The sequence below is a fragment of the Dyella sp. A6 genome (assembly GCF_036320485.1).
GTDB classification, from domain to species: Bacteria; Pseudomonadota; Gammaproteobacteria; order Xanthomonadales; family Rhodanobacteraceae; genus Rhodanobacter_A; species Rhodanobacter_A aluminiiresistens.
Genome location: NZ_CP132911.1, coordinates 235,014 through 258,047, shown reverse-complemented (window position 1 = coordinate 258,047; position 23,034 = coordinate 235,014). Strand labels below are relative to the sequence as shown.

The following is a 23,034-nucleotide window of genomic DNA, read 5'->3' as shown; positions in this document are numbered from 1 at the left end:
GCAATGCACGATTCAGCCATAAACAAATGCACAACGCGGCCGACGGTGCATATCATACGAACAGTTTTCGCATATTAGAAATTGAATATTTTTAGCGCGTGATTAGAGATATCTATTGTATTTCATCCCACTGATCTCAACCGCGCCCCATGGAAAGGTTTGCAACTATTGGATCAACGTCCGATATCACGCAGTCGGAAACCAGCCATAAGTCTGCTTTCGATACCTTCCAGGGTGACCCCACGCGTTTCAGGAACCAGCAGCAGAGTGACAGCAAGTGAAGTCAGGTTGAGCCCCGCATACAGCCAAAACGTGTTGGCGTTACCGATACCGTCAAGAAGACTGAGAAAAGTCACGCTACCAATCACGTTACCCAGACAATTGGTGATCGTGGAGCATCCGATACCAAAATCACGCCCCTTGAGTGGCTGTATTTCCGAGCACAATGTCCAGATGATCGGGCCAGCCGACATTGCAAAACCCGCGATGAAGACGAGCAACATGGCGACGGTGAAAAGCTGCTGGCCATGCGTAATCGGTCGCATCGCAAGCATGCCCCCCACGATTCCGAGTGCCACGACCATGAAACCGAACCCCATGCACAAGATGGGCCGGCGCCCCCACCTGTCGATCAGGCCAACCGTAACCAGCGACGCGACCACATTGATGAGTCCCACCAGGGCCGTGAACCACATCTGTTCTGTCGTGGCATAACCCATGCCTTCGAAAATCCTCGGCGCGTAGTACAGCACCACGTTGATGCCCGTGAATTGCTGCATCAGCTGCAGCACGATGCCGAGACCTACTGCACGACGGAAATTGCGGTTGGTCGTGAACATCTTCCAGCCACGCTGCGGCGTGGTCAGTTGTTCGACGATATCGTCCACCTCCCGCTCGACACTTGCCGCATCTCCGCGCAGACGCATCAGTACCTTGGCCGCCTGCTCCCTTCGTCCGCGCATCATCAACCAACGCGGGCTATCGGGCAAAATAATCGCACCAAGAAGGAAGAGCACTCCCGGGATCCCAATGATCCCAAGCATCCATCGCCAGCTACCGCTATAACTGAATGCGGTATCAGAAAGAAACGCAATCAAGATACCGACGTTCAACATCAGCTGGTAGCCAGAAATCATGGCGCCTCGGCTTTGCCTTGGCGCAATTTCCGCCAGATACATCGGCGCGGCGAACATCAATATGCCAATACCGAGCCCAAGTACGACCCGCGCCCCAATTAGTGCATTTGCGGAAGGTGAAAGCGCAGATAATGCAGCGCCGATTACGAACAGCGCAGCACCAATCATCAATGAGTGCCTGCGTCCCAAGGACCCTGACAAGCGCACGGCTCCAAGCACGCCAATGGTCGCCCCAGCCATCATCGCGCTGACGATCAATTCCAGGATCTGATCGGTGATGGCAAACTCTTGCTTGATGAACTGCTCGGCCCCTGATATGACACCGATGTCCAAACCAAACATCAAACCGGCAAGGCTAGCCTGTATAGCTATGAAGACCGTTGCCATTTTGGCATGGCCCTCAACGGGCAAGACAAGAGTATTCAATATTTACTCCAAGGGCCGGCACACCAAGTGAATGCCTAAAATTTGCATTCAATTCGCTCATATATGCCGACAAAATTGATGATTTTTCCACCCGAGCCATCGCCACTCATCACGATGACCGCCCCCCCTTCGTTGCCAGCACAGTTACATATGGAAATGTGCTCCGTCCAATGCTAATTCTCCAACACAGAATTTGATTCTCCTATCACATGCCTGATGGATGTCTCCGCAAAGCGTCCAAATCACCCATCCCCTTCATTTTCAATGCTTTATTTTCGGACGCAAGGCATGTAACTGCGCAGATCGATAGCACCAGACGGCCGAAGCGGCCCAGCAGGACTGTCCCGCAGAAAGGCGATGACGCAGATAGACGAAATGGGTGACGCATGCGGATGATGGCGAACCTGCCGGATAGCGCACCAACCAGCAGACCTCACCACGCAACAAGGCAGATGGCCGCGATCACGAAGCAGACCACCCCGAGGAATTTCCATACAGTGGCTGACGTTGCCTGACTGCTGTCCAGGCCCGGGGTACCCAGCGAGTTCATGATGCCGACGAAATCCATGTAGTCGTACAGAAACGAAAAAGTCGCACCGAAGCCGACCAGCGCACTGACGACCCGGAACCTGGCCGACTCAGGACTGATGCCGAACACGACCATGCCAAGATCGACGATCGTCAGCACGACGAGTCCCTTGGCAAGCTGCTTCATGAAGTCCACGACAGGCCTCCTGTCAGCGTTGGTCGGCCCCACGCAACGTGGTTCCTCCTACGACCACGCGATGTTCCTCACCCCGGGCACGTCGTGAACCAAGGCCTCCACATGCTCCCACAGTCGCCTTGTGGCTTCGGCAATGGTCTCCCGATCAAGAAGGCGTTTGAACACGGACGCCTCGGCAACGACGAAGATGCTCCATTCGGTCAACGAATCGTCCGTGTTGCCGCACCCCAGCCAAAGCCTCCAGGGCTTGCGAGCGATCATGACCACCCAGCCGAAGTCCTCGGCGATGACCTCAGCGGACTCGACGCCACGTGTCCTTAGCTCGCGTTGAAGCCAAAACGCGAGATCCCGGCCGATCCGGCCCGGGTTGGTCATGCTCTCCTCCCCAAGCGACGCTCTGAAGAAATCCGTCTGAAACGTGACCTGAGCGTTCATGGCAGTCCACCCTTTGGCTCGGAAACCGGAGAATCGCCATCCACATGCACGCCTCAGCCCTCAGGCCGACCAACCGCCTTGCGATAACGGAACTCCTGCACGAACCAGGTCGCGAATCCATAGCATGCTCCCGCGGCAAGCCAGAGCGCGGCAGACTCAGCCACCGGCAGCCTCGAATGATGGAAAACAAACGTCATGACGACAAACATGGGTATGCCAAACGACACGATGCCGCTAACCAGCACGTACATCAGCATGCCCCTGGCACGCGCCCTTGCCCACCGGTTGATTTCGATCTGCTTCATGGTCGCCTCCCTGTCTTGTGTTTGACCTGGATACTGTACGGCACCGGCGAACCCCGGATGCAACCAGATCCAGCGCCGGAAGAGCACAGTGGCATAAACCAGCGCCAACAGCGGTTTTGCGTTCGGGCCACATTCCAGCTGAATGACCTGACCTGCCTTTACATCAACCTGCAGCGCCTTCGAACGACACCAGTCGATAGCCATGTGCACCGTATGCGTACCCGGCTCGACCGCAACCGCAATCTCGCCGCCGTTGCCTACGCGACCAACCGCCCGACCGTCCACGATGACCCTGTAGTCGCGAACACGATCCTGCCAACGAGATTCAACACGCCTTACGACAATCTGCGACATCCACACTGTCCTCTTCGAGAAAATTTTCTACTCAAGCAGCACGCGTCGCGCCATGGAATGGATGACTCGCGGCCCGCTCAGTCCGGTCGGAAAGCCTTCCACGCGCATGCGGTTCGCGCAGCTCCGCAAGGCAAGAGTCCGACATGCATTCACTGACCGAAAATTAGTGTCCATCCTCCAAACGGTAACGTGCCAGGCGTTGCTGAAGACTGCCCGTGTGCAGCTCGAACAGATGGTTGTCGAAGTCATAGAAATAGAGGGACCGCCCCTCACCTTCGATACGGCCGCGTGGCGGGCGGATCTCCACGCCAAGCGCCTGGAGCCTTGCGCTGTAACCAGGGAGCTCCGCTGCATTCACTGAAAATGCGACATGCTGATAGGAGCGACTGGTGGGCGACTCGCCCTCCATCGCTGCAATCCAGACGCCGCCAAGCACAAAAAACTTCTCCCGCGACAACGAGTGGTTCTTGCCCGCACTGTCATAGACCTCACGCGCACCCAGCCCCTTGCAGAGCAACGTCGTCATCCGTTCGAGGTCCTTGACGATGAAAGTGATGTGGCTGATACCGTTCATCCGCGCCAATCCAGAAGGAACATGGAATACGCCATGCGCACTGCGTGCACCGGCCGAGATGAACGATCAGACGGCGTAAGAGCCGCTAACGACATCGGAGCATCAGGCACCTTCCACCTTCACAGCTTCGTGGTAATGCTTGGCCAGTTGTGCATCGATGTTCCGCACTTTCTCTGCCATGGCTTCCGATGAGCATGCCGATGACTGGAACACCGACGGATCAGCCCTGTGCTCATTGGCGAGTGCTGTATGGCGTCTGGATTCCTCAAGGTAGTAGGCCCTGAGGGCAATCAAGGTATTGACCTGACTGATCTTGTTGGCGCGAGTTGCGGTTAACCAGGAAAAAAGTACCGATACAAAAGAGATCAGTACGGCAAGCCCTGAAAAAATTACTTCAATAGTCACGGTAGTGTCCCCTGAGACACCAGGCGCAGGAGTTCAGCACCATGCGTCGGCATATCCGCTTAGATGAGTCGTCAGGCCGTGCGGGACGGTGCCACAGCAGCGACGTGCTTTTGCCAGCAGCCCGATGCCGTTCCGATGCATGCCCAGATGCCCCCGACAAGCACGCCCATTGCCCCGCAAAAGAAGCCGAGCTCCCGCCCACCGTATGGGGTTGAAGAAAAGCCGACCCACGCAAAGTAAAGGCCGAGTGTGGTGCCTGCGACACCGAACACCAAACCCAGCAAAAGACCTGCTTTCTGCTTCATACCGCCTCCTTGTGGATGGGTGCCAATCCCATCAATGATGGATCAGCCCGCATGCTGCGCCAATGGAGCACTAACGACAAGCCAGGCGACAAGGAGTGCCACTGCAATCTTGAGTGCTCACTTTCGTAGTGATCGGTGCCATAACTGTGTCGACTCCCCGTAAATCAGTGCCAAGCTAAATTAGAGGTTGCCGGGTCGTTCTGAAGTCGGAATTCGACGGGCGTGAGCCCGTCGAGGCTGTCGTGGGGAATCTCGTTGTTGTAGTCGGCCAGCCACCGTTCCGCGTGCTCACGTACTTCGGTGAGCGTGCGGAAGATGTACATGTCGAGCACGCCACGGCGGAAGCTGCCGTTGAAACGCTCGATGAAGCCGTTTTGCATGGGCCTGCCGGGCTCGATGAAGTCCAGAGTGATGCCTTTGCGCTCGGCCCATTCGGCCAGCGCCAGTGCGATGAATTCCGGCCCGTTGTCCAGGCGAAGCTTGGCCGGATAGCCGCGCCAGGCCGCAATCCGCTCCAGCGTGCGGATGACACGCGTGGCGGGCAGGTTGAGGTCGACCTCGATGGCCAGTGCTTCGCGACTGAAGTCGTCAATCACGTTGAACGTCCGGAAGCGCCGCCCATCCCACAGGGCGTCGGACATGAAGTCGATCGACCAACTAGCGTTGATCTGCTCGCCAGCCGCCAAGGGCATCGGATGCCGGTTCGGTACACGCTTCTTGCCGCGTCGGCGGCGATTGAGTTGCATCCGGCAATACACGCGCCACACCCTCTTGTGGTTCCACACCAGACCGCGGCGTCGAATCAGCTGAAACAGCTTGCCGAAGCCACGCTCTGGAAACCGTTCCGCCAGTTCAGCGAGCAGCGCAATCACTTCCTCGTCCCGATCCGGTCGGCGGCGGTAACGCGCCGTTGATCGCGACAAGCCCATCGCCGAACAAGCCCGGCGCTCGCTCCAGCCGTAGTGATTCATCAACCACGTCAGCAGCGGGCGCTTGTGCGCCGGGTCTACAACTTTTTTGCAATCAGATCCTTCAGCGCGTGGTTCTCCATCGCCAGCTCGGCATACATCCGCTTGAGCTTGGCGTGCTCCGCCTCGACGTCGCGCAGCCGCTGTATGTCGGACGCTTCCATCCCGCCATACTTGGACTTCCACACGTAGTACGTGGCGTCCGATATGCCCAACTCGCGGCACACATCTTTGACCTGCCGACCGCCTTCGACCTGCTTCAGCGTCGCGACGATCTGACTTTCGGTGAACTTGCTCTTGCGCATCTTCGGTCTCCTTGGGGCTAGTTTGCCCGGAGACCTCCAGTTATGCCTGGATCAAGATTACGGGGAGTCGACAGATCGTCGGACACGTTTCCTGAAGCTGGTGAAGATGGAGGGGTGTTCGGCGGAGGATGCGCTGAAAGGCTTCAGCCGCGCATTCCGGCCGCTGCCACCGGAACTGCGCCAGACGCTGACTTACGATCAGGGCAAGGAAATGGCGCTCTACCGGACGCTATCGGAGCGCACTGGATTAGCGATCTACTTCGCCGACCCACGTAGCCCTTGGCAACGCGGCATCTGCGAGAACACCAATGGCCTGCTGCGCCAATACCTGCCTAAAGGTACGGACTTGTCGGTCTACAGCCAGAAGCAGCTCGACGCGATCGCCCGACGCATGAACCTCCGGCCACGTGCCACTCTCGATTACCACTGCCCTGCAGAAATGTTCATCCGTGCCATGGGCAGAGATGATCTGGCCGATGCCATCGATGGTGCACTTCTAGATTGACACCGCCGAGTAAAGACCAAGCGCCAAGGCGCCAACTAGTGCACCAGCGAGGCAAAGATATGTGGCGTTGAGGCGGCCCACTTTTCGGAGCCAAAGAGCCAAAGGCAGTTCAACGAGCACCGCCACGGGCGCGGCAATGACAACGCCCATGATCAGGACCAACAGCGGCGGGACCATGATGCTCTCCGATGAGAGAGCTGTTAGTAGCGCCATAAGTACCGGTACGAAGGTGGCGGAGGCAACCAAGCCGATCCAGAAAGGGCGCGAGTGCTGTGATGTGTCCATACGGGCCTAACGCTGGAGTTAAGCGGCGCGCATCAGCGCGTCCGCCTTGAACGAGGAGTTAGGTTCTTCGTGCGTATGTGGCCGCATAGAGTCTAAGTACCCTGCTTTTCGATGGTGATGGTTACGCCGAGCGCCTTGACCGCCTGAAAATCGATTGTGGTTCCGGGCTTATACGTAACATCCAGCTGCGAATCGGATACCCAGCGTAATGTAACTGCTGTTGAGCCCGCTGGGTAAGCTGAGTCGTTGGTGAAACCTAGGATGAGACGCGAATGAGCGGAGTTGGCTTGCCCAAGGTAAACGGAAGTGCCAACCCAGGCTGTACCAGGACCAGCAACCTGTGTCGTTTCGGCGGAAGCAACGAGTTGTTCGTTGGGTGACGCCGCTTTTGCGGACCAGATGACTGCTCGGTCGTTACCGCATCCTGCCAGAACGAGGCAGATCGAGATGAAAGAGAATAGCTTGGCGCGTCCAATGTGCATGGAAAACCTAACGCTGGAGTTAAGCGGCGCGCGGTACGCGCGTCCGCTTGGACGAGTGGTTAGGGCTCAACGCTAGCTGCCTAATCGATGGAATCATAGATATCCAAGTCGAGCGCGATGCCCCTTTGGCCGAGAGCAAGCATAGCTTTTGATGAGAGCGGCAGGCCGTCATTGCCACTACCCATGAAGATGCCGCAGAAGAGATTCGGCTTGTAGCTAGAGAGCGAATTCCAGACGGTTAGGTCGTTCGTAAGTTGGTTGAGAAGTTCAAATACTTGGGCTTCGAGATCCTCCGGCTCACGGCGACTTGCCTCGAGCCGCCAGCTGCCTGTAGCAGCGCGACGCACATTGCCCGTTGATGCGCCGATCAGTTCTTGCCCCTTGCGCCACGACTCAGTCGGGGTCGCACCCAACAAGGCAGAGATGTTCTCGGGGACGAGGTCGTCACCGAAGAGGCGAAGTGTTGCGATTGAATGATCTAGGACTCCCATCCTTGTGCCCTAACGCTTGAGGTAAGCGGCCCGCGTCAGCGGGTCCGCTTGAGTGATTTGTTAGAAGCTGTTTCGCGACTGCCAGCGACTTGCACGCACGAGTATACGAAGGCCGAGCCATATGCCATACCCGGCGGAAAATACGGCTACCGCACCTGCCCCGACTCCTGAGCCAGCCCAAAACTGGTGCACTAACAGTACAGCGCCTTGCGCCATGAGAACGAATGCCGCGAGATGGAAGAACTGTTCAGGGTGAGAGAAATCTAACGGATTGTTCTTCCAAGAAGGTGTTGTGAACTTCAACTTTGGGCCACGTGCTGCGAACAGAATGGCCAACCCGATGGCGACACACGCGGGAAAGGCTAACAGTGTTGCCAGCGGCATGAGCCACTGGGAATGGAGGCCGACAGGCATATGCGGTGGATTAAGCAATGTGCCGATGGCGCTAGCTATCACAACTACCGCACGCATGATTTTCCAAAAAGTCTGCACTGGCTTCTAACGCTTGAGTTAAGCGGCACGCGTCAGCGTGTCCGCTTGGATGAATTGTTAGGGCTCGGCTGGCTCATACCTCAGCAGCTCGGACCCGGCAAAGTAGTTTCCATAGTATTCGCTACTTCGCGACTCGGGATGGGCAGCGAAGTCGATGTACGGAGCGCCGCAATAAGGGCAGCGAAATGGATTTAGGTAAGAAAAACGGGAGCCGTCTGGTGCGTCGGGCAGACGTGCCTCGAGTGCGGCCAGCGCGGCAGGCTCCGGCTCAGCTAGGGCTGACGGCGCACCCGCAAGATACGAGGACACCGTGAGGGTGTACTTGCCAGAACCCGAATAGAAGTAGCCTGAATTGCTAAAGCCGGCGTGATAAGACTTGATAAGAAAACTGCGGTGACAGCAGTCGCACTCGCAGGACAGAACAATATTGCCGGGGGTAACCCTGCCGCTGAAGTGCAAGCCGCGTGCAAAAAGCCCCTTACCCTTTAGCTCGGAGTTGGTAACGGTGCTGCCGGGGAGAAAGAAGGGCTGAAAGCGGACACCAAGAGCCTCACCCCGACTAAAGGCGTTTGCGTCGAACTGCGGCGAGTTAGTGATGACGCAGTCCGCCTGGCATGCTCGGTTTTCGTGCACGCGCACAGACAAGTGAGCCCAGCCTTGGACTTCACCAAGTGCGTGTCTGTGCTCGGTGCCATCGGCCGCAAGGAATAAAACCTCGGAATCGGGGCGAACTGCCGCAGTCGGTGTCAGCTCACGAGGCAGGTTGTCACTTGTGACTGTGCACAACGGAGCGCCATCCACGAAGACCTTCAGTAGCGCGGGAGGCTTTTTCTTTAAGAAGTTGAGAAGCGTCATCTGGGCCCTAACGCTGGAGTTAAGCGGCGCGCGGTGCGCGCGTCCGCTTGGACGAGTGGTTAGGGCTCCGTGCGATGAGCCAAAACGTTGTAGCGGCGGCCGCACCGCAAGCACCGAAGAATGCTACGGATTCTAAGTATTGCAGCCAGCCCTCAAAAGTGGGGATGCCGTTGACCAAGGTGGCGATGCCATCAACGCTTGCGGACGCACCCTTGGGATACTGAAGGGGCCAAGTAAATATGGCAATTGGAGCCGCACCCAAGACGAAACCACTGGCTATAGTGGACCACCAGCGAACTGCGTTACGCCACCGAAGCAAAAGGTAGGCCGGAATTCCCAGCACGAGTACGAAGGCTGCCGAGATTAGCGCGCAAAGAATTAAGAAATGTCCGGTGCGGACCCAGATATATGGATCGTCCGATTTGAACGTAGTGAATTGCCCCCCCAGATACCAACCGCCCATGAGGCCGACGGGTACTAGGATTGCTGCAAGGAATGCGAGGGTAATCTTCATGAGCCCTAACGCTTGAATTAAGCCGCCGGCCGCTGGCGTAGCCAGTGGGCGGTCGGCTTGGATGAATTGTTAGGCCGCACGCGACTTGACCACAGTGGGCTCAATAGCAGGTGCAGGCCACAGTTGCAGACGATACCGCTCTTCAGAGCCGGGAACGCCGGATACACCAAGGTAGCTTACCCTGACTCTATACGTGCCTGGCTTGGCCTGGATGCGGGTGGCGGTCGGAAAGTAGTCCGTGCAGCCCGCAATGACCAAAGGGCCGTGTGCCACTACTAACGTGCATTCGTTGACTTGATCGAAGGCAGCGGAATCATCTTGCGGAGCAGCTTCATGTATTTCGACGGTGACCGGCACGTCTGTGTTGCTGGCAGTGCCTACCCCGACCACACCTGGTGCAACCGCCAACAACCGGCTGACCGCTTCCCCAGACCACGCAGACGAAAGATCGCCAGAAGCGAGCTCGTCTTGAACATAAAACTGATTGTAATCAGCGAATAGTTCGAGATCGTTGCGTTGCATCTATCTGGCCTAACGCTGGAGTTAAGCGGCGCGCGGCTTTTCGCGCGTCCGCTTGGACGAGTGGTTAGGCCCTGCGGAGGCCGACTTGACCGCAATGAGCCAAAATATTAGCCCCGAAACGGCCCCTACGAGCACCCCAACGAGCCCCGCCAACAAACCAATGACCACGCCAGAGCCGACGCACTCGACCATGCCGATGGGGCGGAACCGCTTGACCAGGAAGTAGATGGGGACGCCGAACAAGAGCGCCGCTAACTCAGCGATGCCGATCATGAGCGCCAGTTGTGCCGGAAGTGCGGACCAGTTGGACGTAGAACCGCTGAGCACAACGGCAGCAACTGCGCTTGGAAGCAACGGCGAAATGAGGAAGCCCGTGATGACACGCTTGTCCATAGCGATGTGCCCCATTCCCGCCTAACGCTGGAATTAAGCGGCGGCGGAGCCGTCCGCTTGGATGACTGGTTAGGGCTGCGCGACATGCTCAACCCAAATGGACGAACCCGGATGATGCTCTTCAATGGTGCCGATTGCGTCAACTAAGCCTGGGCCGACGTCCCCCCGCTTTGAGTAGCGGGTCGGTTTAGAGTCCGGAATTACTTTAACTGCTTCGCGTAGGCGGCCGGTGTCAGCCCGCCCAACGCCTTCTTCGGTCGCTCCTCGTTGTATTCCCGCCGCCAGCGTTCAATCTCGGTGCGGGCGTGCAGCAGGCTGGGAAACCAGTGTTCGTTGAGGCATTCGTCGCGCAGGCGGCCGTTGAATGATTCGATGTAGGCGTTCTGGTTCGGTTTGCCCGGTTCGATCAGGCGCAGCTGCACACCGTGCTCGTGCGCCCAGGCGACCATCGCCTTGCCGCAGAACTCCTTGCCGTTGTCGGTGCGGATCGTCTTGGGCAAGCCGCGAATCAGCCCCAGGCGATCCAGCACGCGCGTCACGCCGATCCCGGAGATGGCTCGTTCGACCTCGATGCCGACCGATTCATGGGTGGCGTCGTCGACGATGGTCAGGCACTTGAGGACGCGGGCGTCGGCGGTGCGATCGAACACGAAGTCCATTGACCACACCTCGTTGGGCGCCGATGGACGACACAGCGGCTGCCGCTCGCTCACCGGCACCTTCTTCCGCTTACGCCGGCGCACCTGCAGCCGCTCCTCCCGATACAACCGCTCCACACGCTTGTAGTTCACCGGCTCGCCGCTCTCCTGCCGAAGCTTCAGGTGGATCATCCCCACGCCGTAGCGCTTGTGCCGCTGCGCCAGCTCCACGATCCGCCGTCGCAGCACCACGTTGCGGTCCGGCTGCGCCTGATAGCGGTACGCGCTGGCGCTCATGCCCACCACGCGCAACGCGCACCGCTCGCTCAGCCCCTTGTCGATCATCTGGCGCACCAACGCGCGTCGGGCCGGTGCGCCTACGGTTTTTTTCGCAGGACGTCCTTGATCACTCGTTCTCAAGCATCTGCTCAGCCAGCAGCTTCTTCAGCCGCGTGTTCTCCGTCTCCAGCTCCTTCAGGCGTTTGGCGTCCGGCACGCTCATGCCGCCGAACTTGCTGCGCCACAGGTAGTAGGAGGCCTCGCTGAAGCCGTGCTTGCGGCACAGCTCCTTGATCGGCAGGCCGGCATCCGCCTCGCGCAGGAAGCCGATGATCTGTTCTTCGGAAAAGCGCTTCTTCACGTCCAATCTCCTTCGGTTGGGGGATTGGACTCCAAACGGCCGTGCTACTCAAAACCGGGGGGGCGTCGGGGCCTTGCAAAGGGACTGCCCGAGCGAAGTCGGTGACTTCGAGCCCTTGGGCGCGCAAACCGGACAACTCGGAAGGCGAAAGGATGCCGGCATTGACCCAAAGCGGAGACGGTGGACTACCGCCGCATTCTTTGACGAGCTGATCGTAACCTTCTCTCGTAAGTGCGAAATGCGGCATTTGAGCCCTAACGCCTGAATTCAGCGGCGCGCTCAGCGCGTCCGCTGGAATGAGTTGTTAGGCGCGATAGTGTCACCGATTAACCTTAACTGTAGGCGGTTTCCCGTTTAATAGAGTATCGGCACCCCGGAATCCCTCAGGAGTTGCCTCGGCGGCTAGCACATGTTGTGCACACCGTAGCCACTCGGAAAAAACGGCGGCATCCATGGGCTCTTTGCCACCACTCACGGTATCCCACAAAGACAGCTCGCCGAGCAATGCCCCTATTGCATCGGGCTTGCCAACGGACTCCCAGTGTTGCTCGATATACGCAAACATGACCAAAAAAGCCTGTCTGAGGCTTACCGAAGTTTCCATGGATACCGAAGTGTTCAAATTGAGCACCTAACGCTGGAGTTAAGCGGCGGCGTAGCCGTCCGCCTTGAACGAATGGTTAGGTGCCAGCACCACTGCGCCGTGAATCGCTGACCAACCGTACACCGAGAAGTATGCCGACACCTGCGCTGAGTGGAACCTCCCACGCCCAAGTGCGCGGCTGGACAAGCAAGCCGAAAACTAAACCGCCCAACCCCGTTGCCACTGAGCACCAACCGCCCAAATGGAACAATTGGAGAGGGGCATGCATTGTAAAAGGACTGGCGCTCCATGAAGGACGCTGCCAAGTTGCCGATGACCAAGGATTCATTTTTTGCAGCAACCAAACGAATGCTACGCCAAATGCACAGAAACCGGTGAGGATGATTGCAAAAAGGACGGAAGGGCGTGAGAAATCGCCGGACATTTGGCTAAGCGACCACCTGGCTGAAAGGAAGCTCAAGCCGACGGCGGTCATGCGGAGCCAAAGCCAATGTTGCGCAGAAGATTCCATGGCACCTAACGCCGTGGTTCAGGCGCGTTTGAGGCGATGCGTGCCCTTGCGAAAGCAAGGGTGCGCAGCGGGTCAAACGTCGCCTGCAACCACTTGTTATGCGAATTACGGCACATTGGCTTCGGCCTCAGACAAGAAAAGCACCGCGGATGCCGTCATATGCAGCATATACGCGACCAGATGCGGTGGAACGTTCGTAGGAGAAGCGCCTTGACCGTGGCCGCCAAGTTTATTTCTTCCGGTGGGAACCCCACTTTCGAGCAGGCTCCTCAATGACGAGTAGTGACTTTGCCAAAAGGCGGGAATTAGTCCGTTGTCAAAGCAAGCCTGAAGGAGTTGTTTCGCGGTAGCGTTGGGCGCGTAACTCCACTTATGTTTGTCACAGATTGACTTCATGACACTCTCAAAGCATTTCAAACACTCGTTCAGGGCCTCCTTGTTGTTGCCGTGTCGATAATGTTCATGTGCTTTTAGAAACTCCTCCTGCGCGCCAGCGAACTCCTTGCGACGAAGAACGCTGAGCGCAGGCTTTACCGCTTCCTGATGCATTAATTCAGAATCAACCCGGACTATTTCACCCTCAACGAATTGATATCCGATGCCGTGCTCGCGAAAGCGAACATTCAATTCGTTAATCGCATTGTCAGCTACTTCGCCGCAGTTGTTCCGGTTGAGGTATCGGTGCTCACGGGTGAACCGATCAATTACCTTAAACGAAAGCTCGATTGCGTCGAGCAAACGCTCTGTAACGGACTCATTTAGCAGGAAGTTTATGAGTTCTTCGGCGAAATTGCGGTCGCCGTAGTCCTTCGCCGGAGGCAGTCGGAAGATCCCATATTCTCTACAAAGGGAGTCACATATGAATTCATAAGCCTCTCGTACCTGACCCTGCCAGTAGTTGTCCTTACCACCTAAAGCGTCGAGCCAAATATGGACAACCTGCGCCCGTAGAGCATCCGGAATTTCGTCGTAAATGTAGACGTCAGGAACCTCTCCTCGCAGCCTCCGCTGGCGTTTTGAAAAGAGATCAAAAATTGCCACTACCGTTCTCCATTCGCATAACGCTGGAGTTAAGCGGCGGGCGGTACGCGCGTCCGCTTGGACGACTGGTTAGGCGGCCCGTAGCTCACTTGAGCTGCCCCGTGATCGCCGCAAAAAGCAACGTGCCGCCGACGCAAGCGATGAAGATAACCAACGACTTTAAGCTCTTGCGGCGATACCGAAGCCCCTCATCTGTGAGCATGCCAGAGCTGAGCAGCGCATTGGCAGGATTCCACAACGTGTCGCGGCCCCAAAGATTGACGCCTGGCCGAGCGCAACGTACGGCCTTGATGGCATAGATGACGCAAGCGAAGAGGGTGACGACCGCCACCAGCCACACAGCGACGAACGCCGTGAGCACCAAATCTTCAAGGACTAGGGACATACATGTCTCCACGCCTAACGGCTGAGTTAAGCGGCGGCGGAGCCGTCCGCCTTGAACGACGAGTTAGATGCGCGATAGCGAACACCTGACCAAGCGAGCATTGCCAGCCCCACAAGGTTGATGCCGAGCTTGGCATGGCCAGCCCAAACACCGGCCAAATCGAGGTGCACTCCGAGCCACATAGAGAACTGAAAGGTTCTTGTACCAACGATGGGGGTTTGGATAGCAAAAACCACAATCCCTAAGAAGACTCCCCAGCGATGTCCGCGAAGTGAGCTAATACCCGCCACTAGAGCAGCGACCGCCAGTGGAAATAACGTGAGCCAAACACCAAGCGGCAAGCGGCCGCGCGTGTTTAGCCACCCAAGCATTGCCAAGCCGACGGCCGCCTGAAAGATGAGAAACCAAGCAATGAACTTTTCTTTCCATGACATATCAGCGCACTCCCCTAGGTGCATCTAACGCTGGAGTTAAGACGCCGACCGCTGGCGTAGCCAGTGGGCGGTCGGCTTGAACGAGTTGTTAGGCTGGCCGGAACGAATCATGTTGCCGAAGCTCCACCGCCTGAGTGACTGACACCTCTTGAGCATAGCGCTCCATCTCTTGCCAGTAGCTGCCACATGCTTTGCAACGATACAGGCGCGTGTGCTGTTCGTTGCTTGTGCCGAGATGCAAAAGACCCTCTCTTGAGCCTGAGAGCCAGGCATCGCGGCAACTGGGGCAACCCTGCTCATTCCATGGCTTGTATGCATCTTCCATTGAACTGCCTAACGCTTAGTAGACCCCGTTTCCGGGTATATGCACCCATGCTCCATCGCCTTCACGTCGTCGTCAAGCGAACAAACCCTACACGACAACAAGAAGTTGCCGGGCTCTCGTCGCGGGATGCCATCGCCATGATGGATTGCGTATCACGCGAAACGAGGTTTGTATGTCGTATCACCCCGAAAACGCGAATATGCACTCCGTTGCCGGTAGTCGGGCGCCGCGCCTGTTGGACGAGGTGCGGCGGGTATTGCGGGTGAAGCATTACAGCCTGCGCACGGAGCAGGCGTACATCGGCTGGATCCGCCGCTTCATCCTGGCGAACGGTAAGCGGCATCCGCGCGACATGGGCGCGCCAGAGGTGGAAAATTTTCTCTCGCGGCTGGCCGTGCATGACCACGTATCGGCGAATACGCAGAACCAGGCCCTTTCGGCGTTGCTGTTCCTGTACCGTGAGGTGCTTGGTGCCGAGCTACCGTGGCTGGAGGGCATGACGCGCGCCAAACGCCCTGCCCGTGTGCCGACGGTGCTGTCGCGCGACGAGGTAACGCGACTGCTCGCACGCATGGACGGCCGCCCTTGGCTGCTGGCGAGCCTGCTCTATGGGGCGGGACTGCGGCTGATGGAGGCACTGCGCCTGCGCGTGAAAGACGTGGATTTTGCGCGCCACGAAATCACGGTACGCGACGGCAAGGGTGGCAAGGATCGGCGCACCATGCTTCCGCGTACGCTGCTCGAGCCACTGCGCCGCGAGGTGGAGCGAGCCAGAGAACTGCACCAGTCCGACCTGCACGCCGGCTTCGGTGAAGTGTGGTTGCCGCATGCGCTGGCCCGCAAGCACCCCTCGGCGCCGCGTGAATTCGGCTGGCAGTACCTGTTCCCCTCGACACGCCGTTCCCGGGATCCGCGTGACGGGTGCGAGCGGCGGCACCACTTCGACGATGCCATCCTTTCGCGGGCACTGAAGAAGGCCTGTCGCGAAGCTGGCATCGCGAAGCCGGTGAGTGCGCATACGCTCCGCCACTCGTTTGCTACGCATCTGCTCGAATCGGGTAGCGACATTCGTACCGTGCAGGAACTGCTGGGCCACAAGGACGTGAAGACCACGCAGATCTATACGCATGTGCTCAACCGCGGTGGCCACGGCGTGCTGAGCCCGCTGGATCGTTGAATGCCGACGGTGCGGCCGCCCGGTACCGGCATACCCGGCACGTAATGCCTGCACGACATCGCACCGTATCGCCTTGCGCCGCACGCTAAACTCCACGGATGGCACCCACATCGCGCAAGCGCCAACGGCGCAAACCTTCCACGGCGGCCCCGACGCGACGCGCGAAAGCGCCGGGCGTGGCCCGTCCGGCCGACAGTTCCACCCGCGCCACGCGCGTGCTTGACGTGCTGCTGCGGAAGCTGCCGGCGGGTTATCGCGAAAAAGCGCACGACTATCTGGTGCTGACCCGCATGGACCGGCCGATCGGCGCGCTGCTGCTGCTGTGGCCGACCTGGTGGGCGCTGTGGCTGGCGGCGCATGACTTTCCGCCCGGCAAGCTGCTGGTGATTTTCACCCTGGGCGTGTTCGCGATGCGGGCCGCGGGCTGCGCCATCAACGATTTCGCCGACCGCAAGCTGGACCCCCAGGTGGAGCGCACCGCGGGCAGGCCGATCGCCAGCGGACGGGTGTCGCCGCGCGAGGCGCTGATCGTGTTCGGCGTGCTGCTGGCGTTCGCCTTTGTGCTGGTGCTGTTCACCAACCGGCTGACCATCGAGATGTCCTTCGTCGGCGCCGCGCTGGCGGCGATCTATCCGTTCACCAAGCGCTGGACGTCGCTGCCGCAGGTGGTGCTCGGCGCCGCGTTCGGTTGGTCGATCCCGATGGCGTTCACCGCTGTGTCGGGCACGGTGCCGCCGCTGGGCTGGTTGTTGTTCCTGGCCAATATCCTGTGGTCGGTGGTGTACGACACCGAATACGCCATGGTGGACCGCGAGGACGACCTGAAGGCCGGCGCGCGCTCCACCGCGATCCTGTTCGGCGATGCGGACCTGCCGATCCTGGCCATCCTGATGGGCACCCTGCTGCTGGCGATGGTGTTCGTCGGCCAGCGCGCGCACCTGGCCTGGCCATACTGGGTGGCGCTGCTGGTTGCCACCGGGCTGTTTGGCTGGCAGCTGTGGCTGATCCGCACGCGCGAACGGCTGGCCTGTCTGGCGGCCTTCCGCCACAACAACTGGTGGGGACTGACGCTGTGGATCGGCATGGTGCTGGCGCTGGCCCTGCGCTGATCCACAACGGCGACAGAAAGGCGCGCTAGCCGCGCGGCGAAGGCGCGCGCGCCAGCGCCCACACGTCGACCCGCTGCACGCCCGCGCGTTTCAGTACACGGACGCACTCGGCCAGCGTGGCGCCGGTGGTCATCACGTCGTCCAGCACGGCGACATGGGCCGGCAACGCGGTGGCGTGATCCAGCGCAAACGCACCGCGCATGTTGCGCCGCCGGGCCACCGCATCCAGCTCGGTCTGCGCGCCGGTAGCGCGCACGCGTCGCAGCACGTCGTGCCGCCATGGAATACCGGTGTGTCGCGCCAGTGGCCGCGCCAGCTCCAGCGCCTGGTTATAGCCGCGCCGACGCAGACGCGTGCGATGCAGCGGCACCGGCACGATCAGCGCGGGTCGCTCGACAACCATCGGCTCGCGTTGCCACAGCGTGGCCAGCGCACGACCCGCGGCCAGGTCGGCACCGAACTTGTAGCGCGACTCCAGCCGGTCCAGCGGCCAGCCGTAGCGGAACGGCGCCCAGGCGGCATGCCATGGCGGCGGCCGGCGCTGGCATGTACCACACACTGCCGCTGGCGTGGGCAGCGGCAAGGCACAGCGCGCGCAGCAAGTCCGGTTGCGCGGGAGCTCGGCGGCACACGCCGCGCACAGGTCGATGCCGTCGGCACCGGCAGCGCCGCACAGCAGGCAGCGCGGCGGCATCAGCCAGCGCCACCCTTGGGTCATCCATGTCCGCAGCCGGTTCGACACGACACGTTCTCCTTGCGTGTGTCACCGATGGTAGCCGCCTGCATACGCGCCCGCACCGTCAACCTTGGTCAACAGAATCTGGTTGACAGTATTCGGAGTGGCTTCCACACTTTTCGTTTCGCCCGCACGAGCCATCGCCGTGACCACCTCCCCGACCCGCCATGACTGGACCCGCGACGACGTCGTCGCCCTGTTCAACCTGCCGTTCAACGACCTGTTGTTCCGCGCCCACGCGGTGCATTGCGAAAACCACGACCCGAACGCGGTGCAGGTGTCGACGCTGCTGTCGATCAAGACCGGTGGCTGCCCGGAAGACTGCGCCTACTGCCCGCAAGCCGCGCGCTACGACACCGGCGTGCAGGCGCAGAAGCTGATGGAAGTGGACTCGGTACTGGCCCGCGCGAAGGCCGCCAAGGCCGCCGGCGCCAGCCGCTTCTGCATGGGCGCGGCATGGCGCGGCCCGAAGGACCGCGACATTCCGAAGGTTGCCGAGATCGTGCGCGCGGTGAAGGACCTGGGCCTGGAAACCTGCGCCACGCTGGGCCTGCTGGGCGACGGGCATGCGCAGCAGCTCAAGGACGCCGGGCTCGACTACTACAACCACAACATCGACAGCGCGCCGGAGTTCTACGGCGAGATCATCCAGACGCGCGAATACCGGGACCGCCTCGACACGCTGGAACAGGTGCGCGATGCCGGACTGAAGACCTGCTGCGGCGGCATTGTCGGCATGGGCGAGACGCGCCTGCAGCGAGCCGGCCTGCTGCAGGCCCTGGCCAACCTGCCCGCGCACCCCGAGTCGGTGCCGATCAACCAGCTGGTGCCGGTGCCGGGCACGCCGCTGGCCAACGCCGAGAAGCTGGACCCGTTCGAGTTCGTGCGCACCATCGCGGTGGCGCGCATCCTGATGCCGCGCTCGGTCGTGCGCCTGTCCGCCGGCCGCCAGCAGATGGACGACGCGGTGCAGGCGTTGTGCTTCTTCGCCGGCGCCGGTTCGATCTTCTACGGCGAAAAACTGCTGACCACCGGCAACCCCGACGTGGAACAGGACCAGGCCCTGTTCCGCCGCCTCGACCTGCATGCGATGGAAGTGGTGGAAACCCCCGGTACCGTGCATGCCGACATCCTGGACAACGACGCAGCGGCCAGCTGTGGCCAGGGCTGCGGCTGCGGCGCCGCGGCCTGAGCGACGACACCGGGTCCCGCGCAGACGGGGCCCGGATACCGGCGCGCACTCGAACCACGCCAGCAGCCGCATGACGCCATGACCCGCCCCGACCTTCTTCAACGCCTGAGCGCCCAGGCGGCTGCGCGCGAACAGGCCGGCCTGCGTCGCCGGCTGCGGGTGGTCGAGCAGGTCGAAGGCCCCTGGCTGCAGGCCGATGGCCGCCGCCTGCTGGGCTTCTGCAGCAACGATTACCTGGGACTGGCGCAGCATCCCGCACTGGTCGACGCGCTCAAGCGCGCCGCGGATAGCGACGGCGTGGGCAGCGCCTCGGCGCACCTGATCTGCGGCCATCGCCGCGAACACGCCGCACTCGAAGAGGCACTGGCCACCTGGACTGGGCGCGAACGCGCGCTGCTGTTTTCCACCGGCTACATGGCCAACCTCGGCACGCTGCAGGCCCTGCTGGGGCGCGGTGACGCCTGCATCCAGGACAAGCTCAACCATGCCTGCCTGCTCGACGGCGCGCAGCTGGCCGGCGCCGAACTGAAACGCTACCCGCACGCCGACATCGACGCTGCCGGCCGCCAGTTGCGCAGCCGGCCCGAGGCTGCCGCCCTGCTTGCCACCGACGGCGTGTTCAGCATGGACGGCGACACGGCCCCGCTGCGCGAACTGGCCGCCTTGTGCACCAGCGAAGGCGCCACCCTGATGGTGGACGACGCACATGGCCTGGGCGTGCTGGGCGCGGATGGCGCCGGCAGCGTGACCGCGGCCGGGCTGACCCAGGCCGATGTGCCGGTGCTGATGGCCACCCTGGGCAAGGCGCTGGGCTGCAGCGGCGCCTTCGTCGCCGGCCCGGCCGGACTGATCGACGGACTGACCCAGTTCGCCCGCACCTACGTCTACACCACCGCCATGCCGCCCGCGCTGGCCGCCGCCACGCATGCCGCCGTCGTGCTGGCGCAGCAGGACAGTTGGCGGCGCGAGCGACTCACCAGCCTGATCGCCCGGTTCCGCGCCGGTGCGCATCAGCTCGGGCTGCCGCTGATGGCCTCGTCCAGCGCGATCCAGCCGCTGCTGCTGGGTGACGCGCAGGCTGCGCTGGATGCCGCACGGACGCTCGAACGACAAGGTCTGCTGGTCGTCGCGATCCGCCCGCCCACGGTGCCGCAGGGGCAGGCCCGCCTGCGCATCACGCTGTCGGCACTGCACGAGGACGCGCATGTCGACCGCCTGCTCGATGCACTGGGTCGCTTGCCCGGCATAGGCCGCAGCCATGCATAGCGGCTACGGCCCGCCCGCTGCACTGGCCTTATAATTCACGATTGCGCTTTTTACGTACCCATGTCCGTCGTCAATCTCTCCGCCTATCGCTTCGTCAGCCTGGACGACCTGCCCGCGCTGCGCGAGCGCGTGCGCGAACGCTGCGAGGCGCTCGCACTGAAAGGCACCATCCTGCTGGCGCCCGAAGGCATCAACCTGTTCCTGGCCGGTCCACGTGCGGCCACCGACGCCTTCATGGACTGGCTGCGCGAAGACCCGCGCTTTGCCGGCATGCAGGCCAAGGAGTCGCTGTCCGACGAAGCTCCCTTCAAGCGCATGCGCGTGCGCCTGAAGAAGGAAATCATCACCATGCGGCACACGGCGATTCGTCCGGAAGCCGGCCGCGCGCCGTCGGTGGCTCCGCTGACGCTGAAGCGCTGGCTCGACCAGGGCCACGATGACGACGGCCGCGACGTGGTGCTGCTGGACACCCGCAACGACTACGAAACCGACCGCGGCAAGTTCCCGCAGGCGATCGACTACCGGCTGGCCAGCTTCACCGCCTTTCCCGCTGCGGTGGCTGCCGACCGCGAACGCTACGCGGGCAAGACCGTGGTGTCGTACTGCACCGGCGGCATCCGCTGCGAGAAGGCTGCGCTACACATGCGCGACCTGGGCATGGACCACGTGTTCCAGCTGGAGGGCGGCATTCTCAAATACTTCGAGGAAGCCGGCGGCAGCTACTGGCAAGGCGGCTGTTTCGTGTTCGACGACCGCGGTGTCGTAGGCACCGACCTGCTGCCCGACGCAACATCCGCGCCCCCGCGGGACGAGGAATCGAAGGCATGAACCTGTTCATCGAACGGACCGGCGACGGCCCGGTGCCACTGGTACTGATCCACGGCTGGGCCATGCATGGCGGCATGTTCGCGCCACTGGTCGATGCGTTGCAGTCGCAATGCACGATGTACGTGGTCGACCTGCCAGGCCATGGCTATTCGCGCGACTGCATGCTGCCGCTGGACCCGCGCGCCTGTGCCGACGCGATCGCCGCCAAGGTGCCGCCGGCGCTGTGGCTGGGCTGGTCGCTGGGTGGCCTGATGGCGCTTGCCGCCGCACTGGAACGGCCGCAGCAGGTGCTCGGCCTGGCCATGCTGTGCGCCACGCCCCGGTTCGTGCGCGGCAGCGACTGGCCGCAAGGCAACGACGCTTCGCTGGTACAGCAGCTCGCCGCCGACCTGGAAACCGATTACCACGCCACGCTGGAACGCTTCATGGCGCTGGAGGCGATGGGCAGCGCCGACCCACGTGCCGAGCTGCGCCGCCTGCGTGAAGAGGCCTTTGCCCGCGGTGAACCGAAACTGCGCGTGCTGCAGGAAGGCATCCGCGTGCTCGAATCCACCGATCTGCGCGACCGCCTGCCGCAACTGACCGTGCCCAGTGCCTGGATCGCCGGCCGCCGCGACCGGCTGGTGCATCCCGCTGCGATGGCGTGGTCGGCCAGTGCGGCGAATGGACGCTTCACGGAAATCGCCCACGCCGGCCATGCGCCATTTTTCGGCCATGCCGACGCCGTGACCGACGCACTCCAGCCGCTGCTGGCCAACGCAACCGCACCGGTGTCGCCATGAGCGAATTCCATGTCGACCGCGCCCAGGTCCGCCGTCACTTCGGCGATGCCGCGCAAAGCTACGAGAAGCACGACGCGCTGCAGCGCGAGACGCAGGAACTGCTGCTCGACCGGCTCAACTTCTACCTGGAAACACCGTCGCTGGTCGTCGATGTCGGCGCCGGCCCGGGTCGCGGTACTGCGCTGCTGAAGAAGCGCTGGCCCAAGGCGCAGGTGGTCGCGCTGGATGCCGCGCTGCCGATGCTGCGCCAGGCGAAGCGTCACAGCGCCTGGCTGAAACCGTTCCAGCGTGTCTGCGGCGATGCCACCGCGCTGCCGCTGGCCGATCACTGTGTGGATGTGCTGCATTCCAACCTGTGCTTCCAGTGGATCGACGACCTGACAGCGCTGTTCGCCGAGTGCGTGCGCGTGCTGCGTCCCGGTGGGCTGCTGGTGTTCTCCACCTTCGGCCCCGACACGCTGAAGGAACTGCGTGCCGCCTGGGCCGCCGCCGACGGCCATCCGCACGTCAGCCGCTTCCTGGACATGCACGATATCGGCGACGCGATGATCAACGGCGGCCTGCGCGATCCGGTGCTGGACGTGGACCGCTTCACGCTGACCTACAGCGAACCGCGCAAGCTGCTGGAAGAGCTGCAGGGCCTGGGCGCCACCAACACCGACAGTACGCGCGAGCGCGGCCTGACCGGCAAGTCGCGCTACCGCGCCATGCTGGCCGCGTATGAAACGATGCGCCGCGACGATGGCCGCATTCCGGCCACCTGGGAAGTGGTCACCGCGCACGCCTGGGGGCCGCCGCCGGGACAATCGCGGCGTGCGCCGGGCGGTGGCGAGATCGCCAGCTTCTCGGTCGACAGCCTGCGCGGCTCGAGGCGACGCTGAGCACGACCG

Annotated in this window: 23 protein-coding genes and 2 pseudogenes; 8 read left to right on the top strand and 17 right to left on the bottom strand. The window is 61.3% G+C overall.

Going from position 1 to position 23,034, the window contains the following annotated elements; genetic code table 11:
- Positions 1-173 precede the first annotated feature (173 nt).
- The 8 genes from RA164_RS01065 to RA164_RS01030 form a co-directional block, all read right to left on the bottom strand.
- Positions 174-1,562: a sugar porter family MFS transporter gene (locus RA164_RS01065; protein WP_329742136.1), complete on the bottom strand. Its 1,389-nt coding sequence runs from the start codon at positions 1,560-1,562 to the stop codon at positions 174-176.
- 433 nt (positions 1,563-1,995) lie between these two features.
- Entirely contained in the window at positions 1,996-2,286 is a 291-nt protein-coding gene (locus tag RA164_RS01060) for a hypothetical protein (RefSeq protein ID WP_329742135.1), read from the bottom strand.
- Between the two features lie 48 nt (positions 2,287-2,334).
- Entirely contained in the window at positions 2,335-2,721 is a 387-nt protein-coding gene (locus RA164_RS01055; RefSeq protein ID WP_329742134.1) for a hypothetical protein, read from the bottom strand.
- Positions 2,722-2,774: 53 nt separating this feature from the next.
- Positions 2,775-3,380 carry a hypothetical protein gene (locus RA164_RS01050; protein WP_329742133.1) on the bottom strand — a complete coding sequence of 202 codons (606 nt, stop codon included), beginning with the start codon at positions 3,378-3,380 and terminating at the stop codon, positions 2,775-2,777.
- A gap of 163 nt (positions 3,381-3,543) precedes the next feature.
- A complete protein-coding gene (gene fosX / locus RA164_RS01045) occupies positions 3,544-3,954 on the bottom strand; it encodes a FosX/FosE/FosI family fosfomycin resistance hydrolase (protein WP_329742132.1) in 411 nt (136 codons plus the stop codon).
- A gap of 102 nt (positions 3,955-4,056) precedes the next feature.
- Positions 4,057-4,359 (bottom strand): hypothetical protein, encoded by a 303-nt coding sequence (locus RA164_RS01040; protein ID WP_329742131.1) that lies wholly within the window; start codon positions 4,357-4,359, stop codon positions 4,057-4,059.
- Positions 4,360-4,430: 71 nt separating this feature from the next.
- The gene (locus RA164_RS01035; protein WP_329742130.1) at positions 4,431-4,664 is read right to left on the bottom strand and encodes a hypothetical protein; all 234 of its coding nucleotides are present in this window, start codon (positions 4,662-4,664) and stop codon (positions 4,431-4,433) included.
- A gap of 164 nt (positions 4,665-4,828) precedes the next feature.
- Positions 4,829-5,937, bottom strand: a protein-coding gene (locus RA164_RS01030) for an IS3 family transposase (RefSeq protein ID WP_329740557.1) whose coding sequence is annotated in 2 segments (ribosomal slippage) — positions 4,829-5,676 and positions 5,676-5,937 — 1,110 coding nt in all. Because the reading frame shifts where the segments join, the coding sequence is not laid out codon by codon here.
- Positions 5,938-6,025: 88 nt separating this feature from the next.
- Between RA164_RS01030 and RA164_RS01025 the strand changes: the two are divergent.
- Positions 6,026-6,442: pseudogene (locus tag RA164_RS01025) on the top strand (IS30 family transposase); the annotation flags it as partial.
- Between the two features lie 847 nt (positions 6,443-7,289).
- On the opposite strand, the gene RA164_RS01020 reads toward RA164_RS01025, so the two are convergent.
- The 8 genes and pseudogenes from RA164_RS01020 to RA164_RS00985 all read right to left on the bottom strand — a co-directional run bounded on the left by RA164_RS01020 (position 7,290) and on the right by RA164_RS00985 (position 14,729).
- Positions 7,290-7,700: a DUF4279 domain-containing protein gene (locus RA164_RS01020; RefSeq protein ID WP_329742129.1), complete on the bottom strand. Its 411-nt coding sequence runs from the start codon at positions 7,698-7,700 to the stop codon at positions 7,290-7,292.
- A 549-nt stretch (positions 7,701-8,249) separates the two neighbouring features.
- Positions 8,250-9,047 (bottom strand): hypothetical protein, encoded by a 798-nt coding sequence (locus RA164_RS01015; RefSeq protein WP_329742128.1) that lies wholly within the window; start codon positions 9,045-9,047, stop codon positions 8,250-8,252.
- Between the two features lie 583 nt (positions 9,048-9,630).
- A complete protein-coding gene (locus tag RA164_RS01010; RefSeq protein ID WP_329742127.1) occupies positions 9,631-10,083 on the bottom strand; it encodes a hypothetical protein in 453 nt (150 codons plus the stop codon).
- Between the two features lie 21 nt (positions 10,084-10,104).
- Positions 10,105-10,476, bottom strand: coding sequence for a hypothetical protein (locus RA164_RS01005; protein WP_329742126.1), 372 nt, complete (start codon positions 10,474-10,476; stop codon positions 10,105-10,107).
- A gap of 200 nt (positions 10,477-10,676) precedes the next feature.
- Positions 10,677-11,754 (bottom strand): annotated as a pseudogene (locus tag RA164_RS01000) (IS3 family transposase).
- Between the two features lie 1,220 nt (positions 11,755-12,974).
- Positions 12,975-13,910 (bottom strand): STM4504/CBY_0614 family protein, encoded by a 936-nt coding sequence (locus RA164_RS00995; protein WP_329742125.1) that lies wholly within the window; start codon positions 13,908-13,910, stop codon positions 12,975-12,977.
- A gap of 85 nt (positions 13,911-13,995) precedes the next feature.
- Positions 13,996-14,295, bottom strand: a complete 300-nt coding sequence (locus tag RA164_RS00990; protein WP_329742124.1) for a hypothetical protein — start codon at positions 14,293-14,295, stop codon at positions 13,996-13,998.
- Positions 14,296-14,321: 26 nt separating this feature from the next.
- The gene (locus RA164_RS00985; RefSeq protein ID WP_329742123.1) at positions 14,322-14,729 is read right to left on the bottom strand and encodes a hypothetical protein; all 408 of its coding nucleotides are present in this window, start codon (positions 14,727-14,729) and stop codon (positions 14,322-14,324) included.
- A 524-nt stretch (positions 14,730-15,253) separates the two neighbouring features.
- Between RA164_RS00985 and RA164_RS00980 the strand changes: the two genes are divergently transcribed.
- Together RA164_RS00980 and ubiA are read left to right on the top strand one after the other, a co-directional pair.
- Positions 15,254-16,231, top strand: a complete 978-nt coding sequence (locus RA164_RS00980; protein WP_329742122.1) for an integron integrase — start codon at positions 15,254-15,256, stop codon at positions 16,229-16,231.
- 215 nt (positions 16,232-16,446) lie between these two features.
- Positions 16,447-17,340 (top strand): 4-hydroxybenzoate octaprenyltransferase, encoded by an 894-nt coding sequence (gene ubiA / locus RA164_RS00975; RefSeq protein WP_329743450.1) that lies wholly within the window; start codon positions 16,447-16,449, stop codon positions 17,338-17,340.
- A gap of 25 nt (positions 17,341-17,365) precedes the next feature.
- Here the strand turns inward: ubiA and RA164_RS00970 are convergent, their stop codons facing one another.
- Positions 17,366-18,058: a ComF family protein gene (locus RA164_RS00970; protein WP_329743449.1), complete on the bottom strand. Its 693-nt coding sequence runs from the start codon at positions 18,056-18,058 to the stop codon at positions 17,366-17,368.
- Between the two features lie 163 nt (positions 18,059-18,221).
- Between RA164_RS00970 and bioB the strand changes: the two genes are divergently transcribed.
- The 5 genes from bioB to bioC all read left to right on the top strand — a co-directional run bounded on the left by bioB (position 18,222) and on the right by bioC (position 23,025).
- Positions 18,222-19,268, top strand: coding sequence for a biotin synthase BioB (gene bioB, locus RA164_RS00965; RefSeq protein WP_329742121.1), 1,047 nt, complete (start codon positions 18,222-18,224; stop codon positions 19,266-19,268).
- A 78-nt stretch (positions 19,269-19,346) separates the two neighbouring features.
- Positions 19,347-20,534 carry an 8-amino-7-oxononanoate synthase gene (bioF, locus tag RA164_RS00960; RefSeq protein WP_329742120.1) on the top strand — a complete coding sequence of 396 codons (1,188 nt, stop codon included), beginning with the start codon at positions 19,347-19,349 and terminating at the stop codon, positions 20,532-20,534.
- Between the two features lie 60 nt (positions 20,535-20,594).
- Entirely contained in the window at positions 20,595-21,362 is a 768-nt protein-coding gene (locus tag RA164_RS00955) for a sulfurtransferase (protein WP_329742118.1), read from the top strand.
- Positions 21,359-22,144, top strand: a complete 786-nt coding sequence (bioH, locus tag RA164_RS00950; protein WP_329742117.1) for a pimeloyl-ACP methyl ester esterase BioH — start codon at positions 21,359-21,361, stop codon at positions 22,142-22,144. Before RA164_RS00955 ends, bioH begins: the two co-directional genes overlap by 4 nt.
- Complete coding sequence (gene bioC / locus RA164_RS00945; protein WP_329742116.1) at positions 22,141-23,025, top strand: malonyl-ACP O-methyltransferase BioC; 885 nt, start codon at positions 22,141-22,143, stop codon at positions 23,023-23,025. The genes bioH and bioC overlap by 4 nt, the downstream gene beginning before the upstream one ends.
- Positions 23,026-23,034: the final 9 nt, after the last annotated feature.